We start from the raw sequence: 18,437 nt of genomic DNA, 5'->3' as shown, positions 1-18,437 counted from the left end.
AAGAACGCTGCTGAGTTGAGAGTGCACCCCTGGTATTTTCACGCCGAACTGAATGTTTCCGCCAGCGCACGCAGTATCCGATCGCGCCAGGTCAAAAACCTGGCACGATCAGATCAGCTACGTCACCAAGAACTACTCATTCTCGGAGCTTGGGTTTGGCTGGTCGATAACCGTGAAATGGTTCGCCGCGGGCCAAGGGGTTTCTAACGCTGTAACCCCATCAGGCGTAGGGGCGAGTGACCATATACGCGCTTCGATACCGTCGTTCTGCAGCTTTCGCATAAAGTAACGCGCCTGTAGAGCGTCGTGCGTTGCAATCACCACCTGAAAACCATGATCCACGATGTAATCACGAAGCACATCGAATACCGATGCAGCATGCACCAGATCATGGTGCTGGGTCGGGTCGTCTAGAAGCAGCCCGCGCCAGGAAGACCACTGATGATCCAACGCCATCGATAGCAGGAAAGTCAGCTGTAAATCAGTCAGCTGAGCTTCGCTCGCTATCACGGGCACCGGAAACTGTTCGCCATTAACCTGCACCGACACTTCAGCTCGCTCTTTTCTGTAGAGGCTGCGGAAATCGAGGTTCGTCCCCGTAAACCTTTGCTCCCTAACCACTCGTTTCAAAAGCGCCTGCCACCGCGGTACGACGGCAAGCACGTGTTTTTGAACATTAGCGATTTCGGTCGAGAGGTGCTGGTTGAGTGTGTCCATGGCATCAGATAGCTGCGACAGCCGCTTGTGCTCCAACTGCCTATGTTCCACTCGCTGACGTAGATCCGCAGTAAACGCATCTTCTGAAAGCTCGCCGCGTCGACGATCCAAAAGCCCTTGAGTTAGGCGCGTCTGTTCCAGCTTGCTCCATGCACCGATCTCTATTTTGATCGTTTGCAGCGTTTCTGAGTGACGATCCAGCTCGGCGGCGGATGATTGCAGCTGGGCCTCATGACCGCTCGCAACCTCTGCATTGGGATCACCTGCAAGCGATAGTTGGCGCCAGGCTGCTCGGACGGTAGCGAGGCGAGCTTGGGTATCTGAGAGCTGAGTTTCTAGCCCGGATACGCTGCTTGTCATGTCACTGAGTTGTGCTTGATGCCGATCCAGCGATAACTTTTCGGCCGCCACCTTGGCGCTGAGATCAACAATTTGGTTGGCGTTTTGGTTTTGCGCCAGTGACAACTCTTCCAGCGTTTGGGCGGGGGGCGCGTCCGAAGTGATTGCCGCTAAAGCAGCAGTTGCTTGCCCAAGCCTGCTACTGGCCTCTGACCGCTCCTGCCGGGCCGTTTCCAATGCTCGCGCAGCTGAATCGTAAGCATCTTTCGCCCTATCAATGACTTGAGCTTCGAGCGCAGGCGCAAGATTGCTCTGTTTCTCGTCGAGCTGGAGCTTGGCAGATGCATTTGCATCTTCCCGAAGCCTGATCGACTCCTTGGCAAGCGGTACCGTGTCTCCGCCGAGCAAAACGCTGGATTTGAGATCATCAATGTCTGCCAGCAGACCCGCTTGCTGGTGTTCCAGCTCAATGATCGTGCCTTTACAAGCTTTCAGCTCGGCCTCGGCGAGAGCAACCGCGTCGGTACATTCGCGGAGCGCATCAGCGGATTTCTTGACCCGTCGTTCCGCATCCACGACATTGGGATCAATTGCTTCCAAAGCCTTGGCAACACGCTTATGAAGAATTTCCGCCCCGTGCTCTTCGCCACAAAGCGGGCAGTCGCCACGATCGGCAGGCAAATGAGCGGCGATGGACGCAACGGCTTGCCGGATAGAGTCGGCGGCCGACGTCAAAGTCTCGTGCTGACTCCTTGCTGCCAGCTCCTCAGTTTCAGCGGCTGTTCTTGATGAAACGGCGGTGCGGAGTTGTTCTTGAAGGCGATCCTCCTTTACCTCCTGATCACTGATGGCACCCGCGACCTGCGCCACGTGCTCAATCGCTTGCTCCCACCGCACAACAAGCTCACGGGCAGCCAAGAGGTCTGCATCTATCTGCAGCAACGCAGCGCGTTGCCTATTGATCAGGTCATGCTGGACGCCGAGCTGTTGATTGCCTTCATGCTCGGTGCGCAGTGTGGAGGCCAGAGTTTCTGCGGTGGCCAGAGTCTTGTCGGCGGTCTCCAGTGCCTGTTTGCGCTGCTCTACGGTTTCTTTAGCGTTGATCTCATTCATGTGCCGGTTGAGCTGTTGAACAATGGCATCACGCTCATCTTGTGCAGTGACCAACTCCTGCTGAAACTGCTCATGGCGAGTAGCAACTGCCGCACGATCTTGTACTCGCTGTGCAAGTACCTGCTTTGCCACAACCAGATCACTACCCAGTTGCTCTGAACGTGCTTGCTCAGAAACGAACCGACCGATGAGCCCGTCAACTTCAGTTAAAGCCGTGATCTGATCGCGAAGGCGATCCAGCTTGGTTTGTACCAATTGCTCCAGCGCGTCATGCACCGTTTCCAAACCATCTTGACCCAGCGGAGGCACCAGTAGACCTGCGGGCAGTTGATCGTAGCTCTTCGCCTGGCGCGCAATATCTGAAATGGATTCAGCAATGTTTTCTCTGCTGCGCAGTGCGCCTTGAGACTGAGAAGCTGCAAGATCTCGCTCCAGGGCGAGGCTTTGCCATTCATTAAACTCTGTTTCAAGAACTTCAAGTGAGCTCTTGGCTTGTTTCAATTTGTCAGTGAGCGCGCGGCGAATACTGCCTAGGGCAGAGCTGACCTGCGTGCCATCCTTGCCGATTGGCAAGCGAGCCAACTGGGAGCCCGCGACCTTTGGGTCTGCTTGTACCAGCCATTCTCCTTCACGCTGATCCAGCAGGTGAGTGAGCCTTAGCAGAAACGGGATGTCGTCAGGATTGGTGTCCGGAAACAGCGGGCTTAGATCGCCCGTTCTTTCAACGTCGCCAATACTGTTCACCTCCACAGCGGCTTGCACATCACCGAAATCGAGGCGCACGCGAGCCGTGCTCTGGGTGTCCCGGATGATGGGCAAAAGATTATCGCCCAGACGTAGGATCTTCCCAGTGAGGCCGAGCTCAATGGCTTCGAAAAATGCCGTCTTTCCGGTGCCGTTGGGGGCCAGCAAGATTGTTGCGCCTTGGCTAAGCTCAATCGTTGTGTCAGCGCTAAACCTGCGGATGTTGGAAAGGGTGATGGACTTCAACTGTTTCATTGTGAGTCCTCTTCGCCGAACGCAACAGCCTTCAAGGCATCCGCAACATCAGTCCCCGATTGCCCCGACAGCAACAACTCCCGCCACGCTTCGAGGTGAGGTAGCACCCATGAATGTGTTAGGCCTAACGTGCCCATGGACGCTAGCAGTGGGTCGCTAATGCTTTCCAAGCTACCAGAGGGGGATAGGGTCGCCAGAAAACTACGGTCGAGGAAGGAGCCCGCAATTTCTCCCTCTCTGACCACCACCTTCCGGCAAAAGCGGTCATCGGTTTCCAGGCGTGCGGCATCTTCGGACGTGACGCCCTCGATCAGCATGAACATATACAGGTCAGCTGTTTGCGGTTCCGCCAGGTTGTCCCGAACATCCGCCGCCCACCGAAAAGCCCCCTGGACTTTGGCCACGTCGTAAGAGAACGCGGTGATCAAAACAGTTCGCCACCCGGCACCTTCCCGATTGACCCGTTTGAGCTGTATCGCAATTGAGTTGATGTCAGTCCAAGGCGCGGCCACTTCTGCCGCGCTAGGAAAATAGACCTCGTAGCGGTCTTCGGCACGGCTCAAGATGGCAGCGACCACCTCGTCGATTGTTAGCATGTCAGAATCCTTTCACATTCGTCTTGATGGCTGACTCGCGGGCGAGCAGGCGATCTTTCAATTGATTGTTGAAGTGTTGCCGCACGGTTATCAGCGTTCCGTTGCGCAGGTGTTGACGCAAACCAGAACGAGTGACGAGAAGGTGCGGCCGCCGCTCGGCCGCCATGCTGGTGGCGGTCTCTGCGTCGTCAGCCATACCGATATTCAACAATTCTGTGGGGGAGGAGCTAACTCCGGCCAGGATGACGACCGGGGCGGGTGATGGGCCAATGACGTCGATCAAAGGGCCCTCAGATAGCTCTCGAACCTCAGGAGCGGGGCCGGCCGGGCCAGACCAGTATTGAAGGGCGATGCTCAATACCTTGCCGCACTGTGGAAAGTAACCCCACTCGTTACCAGTGCCGCCGACTCCTACTGCAACGAGCAGAAGTGTCTGAATTGCAGCCACCAGCAAGTCATGGGTGCGAGGGCCAAGCCGCAGCGCGTGTTTAGCATTCTTCCCTTCAGTTTCTGGGTACAGAAGTTGTTCCAGAAATTCTCGACGGCTACCTGGATTTGCAGCAAAGCCTGCCAACCATTCGATCCACATCGCTTCCATCGCGTCGGCGAGGGCCGGATCGGAAATGAGCGTGATCTTCTCAAAGACGCCTTGGCTGACACGCTCCCAAACCAGTCCGTCCATGGCGTCAGCGAGTGCTTGTGCCTCGGAGTGGATATCGCTTCGTGATGTGAATACATGATCGGTCGAGCATGCGAGCCGCTCGCTGTTACCTACCCACGCAAGGTGATTCAGATCGCTCTCACCGACACCCAGCGTGTGCCCGACCTCATGGCCAACGCTGCCTCGCCATACCGGCTCGTCCCGCATCAAACCGTGAGTACCAGCGGGCAGATGCAAAGCCATTCGCAACAACGCTGCAGGGAGAGTCAGATTTGCTCCGATGGGGGCCTTGTATTGAGCATATATCCGCAGCTTTCGGATTCCCGGCGCGTTGCTCCATATATGCTCAACAACGCCCTGGGCAGACCTGGGTACCAAGGCACCAAGGTCGTGGGTGCCTGCTAATGACCAAGATTGCCCGGCAGGTAGGACAGTATCGGCCAGCTCATACTGAGCCCATGTTTCGATGTCAGGGCGAAGCTCCGCCCGAAGCGCCCGCAGGACTGCATGACATCCAAGCGTTGAAACGTGGGATGTCTCCCAAGTGATGTACATCACCAGTTGGTGAAGGGCGCGCAGTGGGTCGGTGAAATGCCTGGCTAGTGCTGCGACGCAGCGCTGTTCAAGATAGGCGTCATTACCCACGCACACTATGGTGACTCGGCGAAGTGTGTCTCTGATCTGGGCCCAATCCTGAAAGCCACACCAGGTGGTGAGCCACGTATATGCCCTTTGTGTCGGCCCGTCAGTGCTGTTGGCCAGCTCAGTTAGATCCAGCCCTTCCTTGCGACACAGCTTGCACAGCGCATCGACATGGTCGACGGTCAGGTCGGCTTTCACCTTCAGAGAGGCGCCTACCAGCGTCAACTGAAACTGACGTTCGGGCAAGGTATCGAAAGTCCCTTTGCCGGAATGCTTCGCAAGGCTCGCGAATGCTGAATCGAGAACAGAGTTTACCTGCGGTGGTTTTTTTGCTTTGAAAGGCACATTCGAAGGAGGCGGGTTAGGGCCTGGTATCGGCTGCACCTGTCCTTTGGATGATCCGTTCTTCGCTTGTTTTGCTAGGAATTTCGCCTTGTCAGGGTCTTTCGTACAGAAATCACTGGCCTGGCGTTTGACCTGTAAATGCTCCAGCACATCTTTTTTGTGGTAGATGACCACATCGTCCCATTCCTCGATGCTGCCTTGCTCGGCACCAATAGCCAGCGGAGCTAGCTGGCCATCCAGGAACTTCGTGAGCATTTCCGACAGGCGCTGAGCAATCACCAGCCTCTCATAATGAGACTTTTGATCCAGCCGGAACCTTCTGATCATACCGACATCCCTTCACTTCATTATTGTCCCGACCAGCTCCGCTGGCAGTGTGCCATATCCTACCATCGGGCAAAGTGTAAGGGTTCATCATCAATTCAGGGATTCATTGCATTGCGGCCCGAGCAGAGGAACGTGATCTCTACCCCCTTGACGTCGGCCCACGCCGTCGGAGCGTTCGCATACGCTTTTTTGACGTTCAGCGAGGGCGCTTGGTGGAAAGCATCGGGCAAATCTCATGTGCTTCAGAGAGGTAACTGGTGTGGATTGCTGCGTCGGGGGAGGTCGGAGTCCGTGTAGCTTTTCTCTTTGATTAGTATACTTAGTGTACTTTAATCAGTATCGAACAACAAAATCGTAACTAGCTGATTGTCCGACGTCTTTTGTAGAAGTGCGATAATAGTATGCCAAGTGTACTTATAAAATTTTATCCGGTTCGGAGTTGAAGATGGCTGCGCCGATCATTGATAGAACCAGTGGCGGCTGGCCATTGGTATCCGCTGAGTTGTTGCGCCCATCAGAATCCGCCCTTGACAGATGAGAACCTAGATCTACGCTCATGACTTACCTTACTAAAGCCATACATCACTACGCTATATCAAACCCAGTGCAAGAGGGAGACATACATGGATAAGCAAGATGGGTCACATGATTCTGCTGTCGAGGTAATCTACACTGAGAATCCCTTAATAGTTCAGCCACACCTGACCTACATTGTCGACCGCATCACCGGCTGCATTATACAGCTCAGGGTAATGCTTCCTAAATCCAAACCAAACAACAAAAACAATCCCGACCTGAACCTGCCTCCGTTCCTCCTCAAACTTAACACAGCAGCGAAACACCATACCCCCTCGTATAGTCTTTAGCTTTAGCGGAGTTAAATAGGGGGCGTAGGCGATCCTGAGATTAAGCACGGAGACAACATGACTGAATTAATCAATGATGCAACCGATTACGCAGCCACGCTCTTGGCGCTACAAGGTGTAAGTGTTTCGCACCCCAAATTGCTGGAAGTCGTCGCTGGCTGCTTAGGCCACAAGTCTTTTGAGTCGCTGAGGGAGGAGGGAAGTACAGACACCTCACTCCATCTGAAGGATGCTCAGGTGCTTGTATTGAATCTGCATTTGGGTGCCGCCCGAGCAGTTCAGTGTCTGGGTGCTGCCGAACCCCATTTGACGGCATGCTTGGCTGGCATTGAGCATGAGTGGCGCAGATCGGGCTTACGGGAAGATAGTTCGGCATCCGTGCCTTTTGATTGTAAGGCAGGACTGACCGAGGGCTCGAGGATAAGCGTGTTTCGGGGCGTACAGGATTTCTATGCACGTCATGCCAGGGAAGTCATTCTGCAACGCCTTGTGGATGAGGGTGGGGCTGAATGGACGAGCGATGGATTTCCTGAGCTTGATCAAACGATCGACCCTGAATCGGAGGAAACCCTATGGTCTGATCGCGCTCGCTGGACGATCTGTGGCAATGGCAACTGGATTCGACATGATCACCCCCCTTGCGCAGTTAAAGGCGTTCTGACGTACAGGAAAGCAGGGCGGGCAGGCTTGGTATTCGAGGGCTTCCAATCAGACTTCCAGAGTACCTCGAAGCAAGTGGCACTCCTCACGACATTCAAGCCTGACGTTTTTGTAGTGGACACAAAAGATTGGTCGCAGAAGCGCCCGATTGTGGCCGTAATTTTTGATCTCAATAGCAACGCTGTACTCGCAAGCGCAATATCTGTTTCTGATGACTGTAGCGAAGTAATGGAAAAAGCTATAAAAGAAGCCTTCATCGAGGCTGGAACTTCAAAATCTTTGGATATGATCCGGCATGGGAATCCGAACCGATATGTGCTCGAAGCAGATCACAAGTTCGATAGCGCCCGGATTCAGGAACTCGTGGGTAATTTGGGCATTTCGTACAAATCGCTGAGCAAATCTAAGAGATATGTAGGCGGCATTGCTGAACGAATGTTCCGCCGGCTCAACGAATATGCACCCATGATCCCACCAAGTCCTGGCCGACATATGCCAAGCGCGGTGTACACGTTGGAAGATCTTAGTCTGTTAATTACTTTACAGATAAAGCGCTACCATGAGACGAGATAACGCGCTACCTCAAAACGTGTGGGCGTAACGGGGTGAGCCCTATGGCGCGCTAGATTCGTTTTTTCGCGCAGCGACATCAATAGGACGAATTCAATGTGTACTCACAGAGAAAGCCGGATGGTCAGGGTTCGTGCGCAAGGAGTAATGTTCAAAAACAGGCTGTATTATTCCAGTGCACTTATACCACTTAGAGGCGAGTGTGTGCAGGTTGAGTTCGATCCCTCAGCCCCGGACTATCTTGTGGTGATACGGGGTGAGAGCCACATCAAGGTCAAACTCTCGCCCTATGATAGAGCTGGAAAAAATGAATCATGATCTTGGTTCGGGATTTTTCTTCGTGAAGACGAGCCCAGAACGCCGAGATCAATGATCTGATTGCAACACTCCATACTCCCTTGATGGGCTTTCGCCGGTCGTCCCTAGTAGGCCCAGGCAGCCCGGATCTTGGTGTTGACCTCGTCCACAAAGATGCGCGTTTTGGTCGGCACAAGCCGGCCCGGCGGCATGATCGCGTATACCCCTCCGGTACCCGATCCCTCCCATCCTGGTAAAACTTCGACCAGGTTACCCGCCTTGACGTCCGGCCCGGCTAACCAGTCAGGGCTCATGATGATTCCAAGCCCCTGAGTAGCCGCGAACAACAGCGCCTCAGAGTTATCAGTGATAAGCGGCCCGGACGGCTTCAAGGCTGCACGCTCCCCATCTTTTGTCAGTACCCACTCTGGCCAGCTCTTATGGCTTGTGAAGCCTAGGCAGGAGTGGTCACCGAGGTCAGACGGGGTTTGCGGGATACCGTGATTTGCAAGGTAGCCAGGCGACGCGAAGAGCGCGCTTTTGAAAGGGGCGATGTATTTAGCGGTGAGCGTACTGTCACGCTGTGGCCCGACTCTGATTGCCACATCAAAGCCCTCCGCCACCAAATCCACGTAACGGTCACTGAAGACCGCATCGATTCGGATCTGTGGGTGTTGGGAAAGAAACGCAGGGAGTAGGGGGGCTATCCACTGCCTGCCGAATGTAATGGGCAGAGACACCCGAAGCAGCCCTTGTGGAGTTGTCGCCAGGTTGCTGGCCTCGGTGCCGGCATTATCCAATTCGTCCAGCACCCCACGCACACGTCGGTAGTATTGTGACCCAGCCTCAGTCAATGCGACTTTGCGAGTCGTACGCGAAAGCAATCGCACGCCAAGGTTTTTTTCCAGACGGGTCACACGTCGCGACACGATGGTGGGGTCTCGACCTATGGCGTTTGCAGCATCGCTGAACGATGAATGTTCGGCGACCGCCACGAAGGTCACCAAGTCCTCAAGGTTAAAACGGGTCAGTAATTCGTGCAGACTATGCATGTGTGAAATGCAACCGTGGCTGATTATCCTTCAATTATGCAGGATTACACTCGAGCCATCATTCATCACGAGCGCCCACATCTATGAGCATTTTTCTGAGTATCGGCACCGGCCCAGGAATGGGTATCGCAACAGCACGACGTTTCGCACAAGAAGGCTTTCGGGTGATCCTATCCGCCCGCAATGAAGGCCGCGTCCAAGCGTTAGCCGATGGCCTGAAGGCCGAAGGGTTTGATGCTGAAGCATTAGTCGTAGACGCTAGCAATACTGCCGCAGTGGCGAAACTAGTTGCCGAGGTTGAAAAGCATTACGGCCCTATCGATGTTCTGCATTACAACGCTGCTAACCTACGCAAGTCAGACATCGCAGCACAGCCAACCGATACCTTCGTGCCAGACCTTGCAGTGAACATCGGCGGCGCGCTGGCGGCGACTCAAGCAATCTTGCCTGCAATGGCCAAGCGAACTGCAGGCACCATTCTTCATACAGGTGGCGGTTTCGCGCTGTACCCAAGTCCTGACTTTCTGTCGTTGAGCATCGGTAAGGCCGGCATCCGAGCACTGGTGTTAGGCTTGTTTGAATCGGCAAAAGCTCAAGGCGTCCACATCGGTACGGTGACTGTTGCCGCGAACGTTGCACCGGATTCTAAGGAGGCTGACGCGGTCGCGGAGCATTTCTGGAAGCTTCATAGCCAACCCGTCGGTGCATGGAAGGCGGAAGCCAATTACTCCGCCTGAGTGACTTGCATTGCTGAGCTGGAATCAAGGCATAGGAGGAGGGTAGTGATGTATCCGCGCCCCCTTTAGAAGTCCCCCAGTTGATCCAGCACCCTGCGCGTCCAAGCAAGCGGAGCGCGCAGGCGTGAGGATGGACGCCCGCAGGGCCGAGGCGCTCGCTTAGCGGGCGGCTTGGTTTACGACAGCCGAGCTCGGAGAGCCACGCCCTCAATCCCAGCAGGCGGCATTAGGAAAGGGCACCCAAAATCCTCGCCCAGCCTAGGTTTCGGAGGCAGGCCGATTCGAGACAAGGGCTGTCGTCAAACGCCTGATCTCACCAGCAGCCTCGACAATATCCGGATTATCCGACGCCAACGCCATATCCGCGAGGTTGTGCCTGATCGAGCACGTGATGAGCCATAGACCTTTGAGATCGTGCACACCCAGCGAATCCTCCCTCGGAAACAGGCTCACCGCTGGCAACGGCTGGCTAGAATCAATATTCAGGTAAACCAGGTATCGGTCGAAAGTCCGGGAAAATGCCCGTGGCAAGGGAACCATTGAGCCATTCTTGGGATGGCTTTCCAGCCAGTCGCCACGCTCGTTACGCATGAACTGGTCGATACGCCCAGGGCTAGAAGCCGTACCAAGCACTTGCCACATCGGTCTGACCGTATACCTGGCGATCGTGAGGTACATTTCGATCAGGTGTGAGTTATGGGGACTAAGCAGGTTCGGTAGCGTCTTCAAAATCCACTTCATCACTGCATCCGAAATGGAGCCTCGAGCCTGTGGTTCCTTAAAGGACAGCCAGTCCAGCTTGGCAGCGGCTACGTTTGGCCTAGTGGCAGAGACGTCCTTCAAGTAGAAATCCATGAACTGCGTGACGCTCCTGATCTCACGCTTCCAAACATTCTTATCTATGGCGTCGCTCGAGTTCGCGGTGCGAGCGGTATGGAACAGTTTCCACTCAGGATTTATCGGGTAATCGCGGTAGTCCTTGCCGGAGCTAACCAAGAACCGCGGCTGAATGCTAGGACTGGCCCAGCCACTGTCAGGGGTTTGGACAAAGGCCACATAGTCTTTGAAGTCGGCGTCCGTCCAGTCCAGCAACGAGAGGTTGTTTGCGAAACTCCAGTTGAGCATCTTTTCCAGACCGTTGATGGTCTTGTAGTACTGAAGGTGTGGCGTCTGTGGACTCCAACTATGAGCAATCCAGTTCAAGTACCGATCGGCGTACCAGGCGCTCATGAACGGAAGGCAGGAGTCGTCAACTTCGTTCAGGCGAGCTGAGACGTGAGCGTTGACCGGGAACCGTTTTACTTGGTTGGGCTGCCAATGGTCGTACGATGGGAAAATCGGAAATGGGATGAACGGCCGCGTCATAGTGGAACCAGCAACCTAGAATCTTTGGGTGGTACCTATACGTGTAGCAGAGAGATTGAGGTACGGCCAGTCTGATCGTGACACGCGATGCTAACCGGCGATTAGTGAAACGGCAGCGAGAAGCGAACATGAGACAGGGGATGAGGATGAGCTTTCAAATAGCTGATTTTTCGAGAAACGGGGTTTTGTGCAAACGTGAACGGAGGTTAGTGACATTGGACAAGATCAAGAGGTGTAAGCAAACAAACACAATTTAACATAATATACATTATGCGTAATATGGTATTGCGTCACAAACCGCAGTACCCGTCAGATCTGCGCAGACGAAACCTCTTCTCCACACGAACCACGTTCAACACTCGCGATGCCTCCTGTCCTGTCCATGTGTGTCACAGGTCCTGACCACGCAATCAACATGGCAATGGAATCGGACTGAGCTGTTGTTACCAAATCCAATTCCATTTCGAGGACAAGATCTGCTCGTAGAATTACATTGATGCGGGTATCCATGCCTTCGAGGGCCATAGCTAAGCATTGGGTGGAATTACGCAGTTCTACATCTGAAACGCTGTGTATGCTCAATACTGGCGTACCCATTTTGGTCACCGTCGGTCCAGCCGGATTTATCCCATTCACCAGCTTGCATCTACCACAAGCTCGCATCAACGGCACTATCTGGCAGTATTTCCATATCTAGCAGTATTTCCATAGTATTGACTGCCTGGCGAACAAGGCTCATCGTTGGCGGCGACATGAGGTGTGTGGCTGACGACTCGACCTGCAGGACGAAGATTGCTGTGTCTGATACTGTTTAACGCATACCAATACACAATGGTGGTGGCAGCGCTAAAAGTATGCAGGTATGGGCCTCAGGTCCAGACGGTTGTTGATTACTTCAGGAAAGGCTGCACGCTCACCCTCGCCCGGCATTGAATGGAATGCACGCGACAATATCCAACTCAACTAAACCGTCATTTAGTTGAGTTAAACGGATAGCCTTCCTGGGCTATCGCCCTCCTACTCGTTTCAAGGGCAATTCGAACGACAAACTGCAACAATAGAGCTAAAGCCCAACCAGACCGGGCAGCCCGCCGATATCGGGAATCTGATGATAACCAAACGCAGCATTCGCCGGCTGTTCATGTCCTCGGGCAACAAATGCTTTGTGCTTGATGTTCATGTCGTGGGCTGACATCAGATCGTAACGGAAGCTTGAGGATACGTGCAGAACATCTTCCGGGCCGCAGCCCAGATTATCGAGCATGAACTCGAAGGCCGCCAGACGAGGCTTGTAGGCCTGCGCCTGCTGAGCGGTGAACACTTTGTGAAACGGCGCGCCGAGCTTCTCGACGTTTGACATGATCTGCTCGTCCATGGCGTTGGAGAAAATTACCAAGGGTATCTTGTCGGCAATTTTTGCCAGCCCAGCAGGTACATCAGGGTGCGGGCCCCAAGTGGGTACTGCGTCGTAGTACAGCTGGCCTTCTTCTCGGTATTCAATACCCCAGCGTTTGCAGGTACGCGCCAATGCTGTCTTGAGTATCTCGTCATACGGTCTCCAATCGCCCATTACCTGATCCAGACGGTACGCCGAGAAATCCTTGATGAACTGATCCATGCGCTCGGCAGGAACCCTGTCCGCGAAGAACTCGCGCGTCAAAGCGGCAGTCTTGAAGTTGGTCAATGTGCCATAGCAGTCGAAGGTAATGTACTTGGGGCGAAGAAAGCTCATGATTGTAGTCCTGATCAGTATATGGTTCACAAAGGGTCAAGCAAGTACTCGGTGAGGCAGGCCCTGGTAGACTTCACAGCCCAAGGCAAGCGTTGTTTTTATAGCGCAGCAAAAGCACTTTCCAGTGCGTCAAGCAACCGCCCTACTTCCCTCTCAGTCCAGATCAAGGGTGGACGAATTTTCAGAATGCTCGCATCCGGTCCTGTTGCGGAAATAAGCACGCGCTGTTCACGCAAGTGGTTAACTATTCGTAGCGCAGTTTTCATGTCAGGGGTTTTCATCGCCCTGTCAGTGACTAGCTCAACGGCAAAGTACATGCCGGTGCCACGCACATCACCAACTTGCTCATAACGCTTGGCCAAGTCTTTAAGGCCTGCCATTACAAGCCCGCCGACGCGCGTGGCATTGAGCATGAGCTGCTCTTCCTGAATCACATTCAGGGTTGCCTGGGCTGCAGCAATCGCAACGCTGTTGCCACCAAAGGTATTGAAATAACGCATGTCACGCCCGAAGCTCGCAACCACTTCCGGGCGCACCATCAAGCCGGCAACGGGATAGCCGTTACCCATCGGTTTGCCCATGGTGATAATGTCCGGTGCTACCCCATGACGCTGATGCCCCCAGAAATGCGTGCCGCTGCGACCAAATCCTGACTGAACCTCATCGGCGATAAACAAGCCGCCGGCTTTGCGCACCACTTCGGCTATAGGCTTGAACACGTCCACCGGATCGCAGAACAGTCCATCGGACGAAAACAGACAGTCAGCAATGAATGCAGCGACACCGCCGCCGTGACGCTGAATATCCTGAATCTGTGCAGCGACCTGGTCTGCCATATAGCGCCCCAGTGACTCACGCGGAATGCGGTAAGAGTCCGGAGCGGGCACGCGACGAACATAGGGATCAAGCTTGGCATTGGCGCCCAGCGAGGGAGAAAAAGCGGCCACGGTTGCCGAATTGCCGTGGTAGGCCTCGGCAGTAACGATAACGCCGGTATTACCTGTGTGATGACGTGCGATACGGATGGCCAGGTCATTGGCCTCCGAACCGCTGCAGGTGAACATCATCTGCCCGTCAGCCGCCATATCGCCATCCGCGGTGGCACGCAGTTGTTCGGTATAGTCAAGAATCCCTTCCTGCATGTAACGGGTATGGCTGCACAACGTAGTCATTTGCTCGGTTATCGCGGCCACCACGCGATCATGACAATGGCCCACCGACACCACATTATTGTAGGCATCCAGGTACTCGTTGCCGTCCTTGTCGTAGAGATATGCACCTTTGCCGCGGACGACACCGACCGGCTCGTTATAAAACAATCTGTAGCCTGGGCCAAGAAGGTTGATGCGGCGCTGAATATGCTCGCGCGCCGAGGCATCCAGTCGATCGGCATTGGCAGGGTTAAAGCCGTTAGGCATATCACCACGGACAGCCTCGATTTTTGAAGTGTTCATTTAAATCTCCACTCACAAAGATGAATCAATCGGCGAAGGACATCAGAAGCTCTGACATGTGTGAAGGTGATCGACTGACTATCCAGTCGAGCTGAGACCATCCCGGGGCCGCATTCCTCAAGATGTATGCACTGTTTTGCGGAAACATCTGCGATCGCCAGGTGGTTATCAACGCGCGAGTCAGCAAGCGTGCCATGGCGAGATGCGGGATAAGGGAAAGCTCGTCGGCGGTCAGGTCAGCAACGCGCAAATACCCCCTCAATACATCTTTTGCCGGAGCGAAGATATCGACGTCGTTGCCTGATCCAACCACGCCTAACTGGTTCATCATTGCCGTGGATACATCAATGGCAATGGCTGTTTTTACGGTGTCACCGAAATCGATAATGCCGCTGATGCATTGCGGATTGCGCGCATCCACCACAATGTTCGAGGTATTGAAGTCGTTGTGCAGCACCTGTTGGCGACAACCGGCAATCAAACTTTCAACCTGGAAAAATCGATCAAAAGCCTTTTTCAGCAATTGTCGATGCGCGGGCTCTGACACGAAGCTTATCAAGGGCTCCAGAGTACTCAGGTTCTGAACATCCCAACATACTTTGCGAGACTCGCCCGGGTGGGAAAAGTTGGCGGTAGCCAGCCTGAGGCGCGCGAGCAACTCGCCAATACGTTCGCGACCGTCTGCGTTAACAGTGGTTTTATCCAAGGGCACTCCTGGCAGGAAACTCATCAGTCGTACCTGCCTGGGGTCGCCACTGGAAGTCGAAATGGGCGTCAGGTAATCGCCTTCCAGTGACTGATAAACCCTGGGGATTGGCAGCGCTGGTGCTGTATGCCCGATGTGCCGCATGACTTCAATTTGCAGAGAAAGCTCAACCGGCGCTTCCTGAGGGTTGGCGACTTTAAGAACGTAAGTTTTGCCGCACACGCTGTCGCACCGAAAGGTATCGTCTTTCTCCGTCGCAAAGCGCACCAATTCAGCATCCACCCCGAACTGGTCCAACAGAACCCGCCTGCCCTCCTCAAGGGAAACCGGGGTGAAAGGCGCGGCCAGATCACCCTGCAAGGCAGCAAGTCCACAGCTCATCTCATCTTTTCGCATCTCGGTCATCTCGGGCATCGCTGAACTCCAGACCTTTTGGTCACTTGCCGCTCGCATCTGATGCATTAGATATTGTGCTACAATTTATTTTTTTGAAAGAAAAATAACTCCTCAACTTTTGAAATCCCCTTCAAAATCAGAAGGAAAACGGATAATTTATTGTTTTTAAAGAGAAAATAATTTAAGCGCATAATTTGAATTGTAGGACAATAAATATCATGCCTTACGAGTTCTCTGGCGGAATATGACCCACACGGATTAGAATCGCCTCTCAACGCAGCCTCGATCCGGCCATGTATAAAATGACTTTTCTCAGCAGCAACATCGAATCTCGCGCAGCGGGCCTATCAGCCGTCGAGGTGCTGGCGAGTAAGCTCAAAGCCAGAATCCTGAACGGTGATTTCGAACCCGGAGAGTTTCTGCGGGATTTTAAAATGGCAGAGGAATACGAAGTCGCACGCAACACGTTCCGAAGCGCCGCTCAATTGCTTGTTTCATTCGGACTTTTGCTGAAGGTACCTAATCGCGGGTTCTGCATCCCCGAATTTGGTCCGAACGAAATTGTGGATATCGCCAGGTTGCGAGGCGTGCTGGAAACTGAAGCGGTGCGCATGATTATTTTAAACGGGGTGATTCCAGAGGACGCACTCAGCGCGGTGGAAAAGCTGCGTAACGCCCCGGCCGACTCACCTCGCTCAGATATCGTCACCGCCGATGGGGACTTTCACCGGGCAATTATCCGTGCCAGTGGCAGCCCTCGATTACAACGAAGCTACGCCATGCTGGAGAGCGAGATCGAATTGCTTCTGGTGCTTCAACAACCCTGCTATGAAGACCCGAAGGATATCGTCGCTGACCATGAGCACTTGATAGAGTGCTTGCGCAGCCGGGATTTCGAGACGGCTCGAGCAGCCTTTGTCGAGCACTGGGAGGACTTGAGTTCGAAGCTTTTACGGGCGAATTTCGAGAGAAGGCGTTAACGTCATTCAGCAGGCCTGACTGTGGTCAGGGCACACTGCAAGTGCCCTGCCAAAGCGAATGTCAGAAATCCGCAACCTTGCCCCAGGCCGACGCTTTGAAGCGATCAGGATGGTACGGGGTTGGGTCGACGATGGGTTTGACGCCGCTGACGATGTCGGCGATCAAATGGCCCGCGCCTGGCCCGATACCAAAGCCATGCCCGCTGAACCCTGCAGCCAGCACCAGGCCAGGCAGGCTGGTCATCTCGCCAATGCCCGGCACGCCATCCGGCGTGCTGTCCACGTAACCTGCCCAGGCCGCTGTGACCGCAGACTGTTTCAGTAACGGAATCAGCTCCACCGCACGCTTGTAGGTCAATTCCACAGCAGTAGCATCCGGCTTGGGATCGAGAATGCGCATCTTCTCCATAGGAGTTGGCTCGTCCAGGCGCCAGCGCTTCCAGCTTTCGTGGCCAGCACGCAACCCTTCGAGCCCCCCTGGCGCCAGGTTTCGCCACCTGCGTTGAAACATGGGCAGGAAATTCATCGCGAACCCCAGCAACTGCGGAGTGAGGTCGACACGCCCTCTCCCGCTGATTGCCAAGGTATAACTCCCATCGAATCGGCGCGTCATGGAAACACCGGCCGTGTGCAGCGCGCTGGGTATTTCATGGCTTGGAGGAGAAACCGAAAGCACGGTCTGACGAATAGTGGCCTGCGGGAAACGAATGCCGTATTGCCGGCAAAACGAAGAGGCCCACGCGCCAGCAGCCAGGACTGCAACGCGGGTGCGAATAGTACCTTTTTCAGTAACGACGGCAGAAAGTCGACCGGCTTCGGTCTCGATCCCACGGACGGCGCAGCCCTGATGCACGGTACTGCCCAGAGCCATGATGGCGCGAGCGACTGCCGGGGCTGCACGTGAAGGGTCGGCGACGCCGTCAGAGGGTGAAAACACTCCTCCTTTCCACTGTTTGCTGGTGACTTTTGCGCGTTCGGCCGCCTGCTGTGCGTTCAGCATGTAAGTCTCGACGTTAACCGTGCGGGCAAACTCGCCCCAGCGTGCCCACCCGGCGAGCTCAGCCTCGTTATTGCTGAGGTACAGCAGGCCGCAACGCGTGAATCCTGTCTGCTCACCCGTATCCGCTGCGAACTGCTCCCACAGATCAAGGCTTTTGGTCGCCATCGGAAGCTCGCGCGCGTCCCGATTTTGCTGCCTGCACCAGCCCCAGTTACGGCTCGACTGTTCAGCTCCGATACGACCTTTTTCGACCAAAGCGACCTTCATGCCTCGTTTGGCGAGGTAATAAGCAGTAAACGCTCCGATGATACCGCCGCCGATCACCACGACATCAGCGTCCGCAGGAAGGTCGGGAGAGGTTTCTACAAGCGTCAAGGGTGCTGGCATAGTCTTTATCCGTTGATAGTCGGGGGGGACGATACGCGATGCTCATGCGATGCGCATCATGGGTTTATTACACCACCATGACGCGACACAAAAAGATTTAAACGCAGGGTCGCCTTGGCACAAACCACTGTTTGACGCGCCTCTCCCGGCAAACTATGCCGACCAAACGACCTGGGACCCTGCCCTCAGCGCTTGTCAGCGGCAGCTGCAGACTTCTCTACAAACACCACTTTATTAAACTTGCAACTGATCAGAATTAGCACGAGCAACCTGAACTTTAGCTGTCCATGCCACAGTAGTTATATTAAATATTAACAGCACATTAATATTTTTACACAGAGCCAGTACCGCATTGCCATCTCTACAAAATCCGCCCTACTCTACAAATATTGAATAGTGCGACACTGCAAAAAACCAACACCGTTTCACCGTTATTTTTACAACACGGCCATTAACTTTCATGGCCTCGACGTTGGCAATATGCGGCTGCCGAAAA

General features: G+C 54.3%; 14 protein-coding genes. 4 read left to right on the top strand and 10 right to left on the bottom strand.

Annotated features, from left to right (window positions below):
* Positions 1–132 precede the first annotated feature (132 nt).
* The 3 genes from ALO43_RS24930 to ALO43_RS24920 are packed head-to-tail and all read right to left on the bottom strand — an operon-like array spanning position 133 to position 5,739.
* Positions 133–3,168 (bottom strand): AAA family ATPase, encoded by a 3,036-nt coding sequence (locus tag ALO43_RS24930; RefSeq protein ID WP_054998257.1) that lies wholly within the window; start codon positions 3,166–3,168, stop codon positions 133–135.
* Positions 3,165–3,764, bottom strand: coding sequence for an ABC-three component system middle component 1 (locus ALO43_RS24925; protein WP_054998256.1), 600 nt, complete (start codon positions 3,762–3,764; stop codon positions 3,165–3,167). Before ALO43_RS24925 ends, ALO43_RS24930 begins: the two co-directional genes overlap by 4 nt.
* A 1-nt stretch (position 3,765) precedes the next feature.
* Positions 3,766–5,739 (bottom strand): ABC-three component system protein, encoded by a 1,974-nt coding sequence (locus ALO43_RS24920; RefSeq protein WP_054998255.1) that lies wholly within the window; start codon positions 5,737–5,739, stop codon positions 3,766–3,768.
* Between the two features lie 923 nt (positions 5,740–6,662).
* On the opposite strand from ALO43_RS24920, the gene ALO43_RS24910 reads away from it, so the two are divergent.
* Entirely contained in the window at positions 6,663–7,838 is a 1,176-nt protein-coding gene (locus ALO43_RS24910) for a hypothetical protein (RefSeq protein WP_054998253.1), read from the top strand.
* A 93-nt stretch (positions 7,839–7,931) separates the two neighbouring features.
* On the top strand, positions 7,932–8,153 hold the full coding sequence (locus ALO43_RS32255) for a Mu transposase C-terminal domain-containing protein (RefSeq protein ID WP_083492245.1): 222 nt from the start codon (positions 7,932–7,934) through the stop codon (positions 8,151–8,153).
* 104 nt (positions 8,154–8,257) lie between these two features.
* Here the strand turns inward: ALO43_RS32255 and ALO43_RS24905 are convergent, their stop codons facing one another.
* Complete coding sequence (locus ALO43_RS24905; protein WP_054998252.1) at positions 8,258–9,184, bottom strand: LysR family transcriptional regulator; 927 nt, start codon at positions 9,182–9,184, stop codon at positions 8,258–8,260.
* An 83-nt stretch (positions 9,185–9,267) separates the two neighbouring features.
* Here ALO43_RS24905 and ALO43_RS24900 point away from each other — a divergent pair, with 83 nt between their 5' ends.
* On the top strand, positions 9,268–9,921 hold the full coding sequence (locus tag ALO43_RS24900) for an SDR family oxidoreductase (RefSeq protein WP_054998251.1): 654 nt from the start codon (positions 9,268–9,270) through the stop codon (positions 9,919–9,921).
* A gap of 258 nt (positions 9,922–10,179) precedes the next feature.
* Here ALO43_RS24900 and ALO43_RS24895 read toward each other — a convergent pair whose 3' ends face one another.
* From ALO43_RS24895 to ALO43_RS24875, 5 genes are all read right to left on the bottom strand, one after another.
* Positions 10,180–11,286 carry a hypothetical protein gene (locus ALO43_RS24895; RefSeq protein ID WP_054998250.1) on the bottom strand — a complete coding sequence of 369 codons (1,107 nt, stop codon included), beginning with the start codon at positions 11,284–11,286 and terminating at the stop codon, positions 10,180–10,182.
* A gap of 309 nt (positions 11,287–11,595) precedes the next feature.
* Entirely contained in the window at positions 11,596–11,883 is a 288-nt protein-coding gene (locus ALO43_RS24890) for a hypothetical protein (RefSeq protein WP_144114442.1), read from the bottom strand.
* Positions 11,884–12,349: 466 nt separating this feature from the next.
* The gene (locus tag ALO43_RS24885; RefSeq protein ID WP_005886837.1) at positions 12,350–13,018 is read right to left on the bottom strand and encodes a haloacid dehalogenase type II; all 669 of its coding nucleotides are present in this window, start codon (positions 13,016–13,018) and stop codon (positions 12,350–12,352) included.
* Positions 13,019–13,116: 98 nt separating this feature from the next.
* The gene (locus ALO43_RS24880; RefSeq protein ID WP_024670774.1) at positions 13,117–14,472 is read right to left on the bottom strand and encodes an aspartate aminotransferase family protein; all 1,356 of its coding nucleotides are present in this window, start codon (positions 14,470–14,472) and stop codon (positions 13,117–13,119) included.
* A gap of 25 nt (positions 14,473–14,497) precedes the next feature.
* Positions 14,498–15,592 carry a phosphotransferase gene (locus tag ALO43_RS24875; RefSeq protein ID WP_230855673.1) on the bottom strand — a complete coding sequence of 365 codons (1,095 nt, stop codon included), beginning with the start codon at positions 15,590–15,592 and terminating at the stop codon, positions 14,498–14,500.
* 284 nt (positions 15,593–15,876) lie between these two features.
* Between ALO43_RS24875 and ALO43_RS24870 the strand changes: the two genes are divergently transcribed.
* On the top strand, positions 15,877–16,554 hold the full coding sequence (locus ALO43_RS24870; RefSeq protein WP_024670776.1) for a GntR family transcriptional regulator: 678 nt from the start codon (positions 15,877–15,879) through the stop codon (positions 16,552–16,554).
* A gap of 61 nt (positions 16,555–16,615) precedes the next feature.
* Here the strand turns inward: ALO43_RS24870 and ALO43_RS24865 are convergent, their stop codons facing one another.
* Positions 16,616–17,941 carry an NAD(P)/FAD-dependent oxidoreductase gene (locus ALO43_RS24865; RefSeq protein WP_005886829.1) on the bottom strand — a complete coding sequence of 442 codons (1,326 nt, stop codon included), beginning with the start codon at positions 17,939–17,941 and terminating at the stop codon, positions 16,616–16,618.
* Positions 17,942–18,437: the final 496 nt, after the last annotated feature.

Origin of the sequence: Pseudomonas tremae, from assembly GCF_001401155.1 — a bacterium.
Taxonomy (GTDB): domain Bacteria; phylum Pseudomonadota; class Gammaproteobacteria; order Pseudomonadales; family Pseudomonadaceae; genus Aquipseudomonas; species Aquipseudomonas tremae.
The sequence above is the reverse complement of the archived record's forward strand: the minus strand, read 5'-3'. Positions and strand labels throughout refer to the sequence as shown.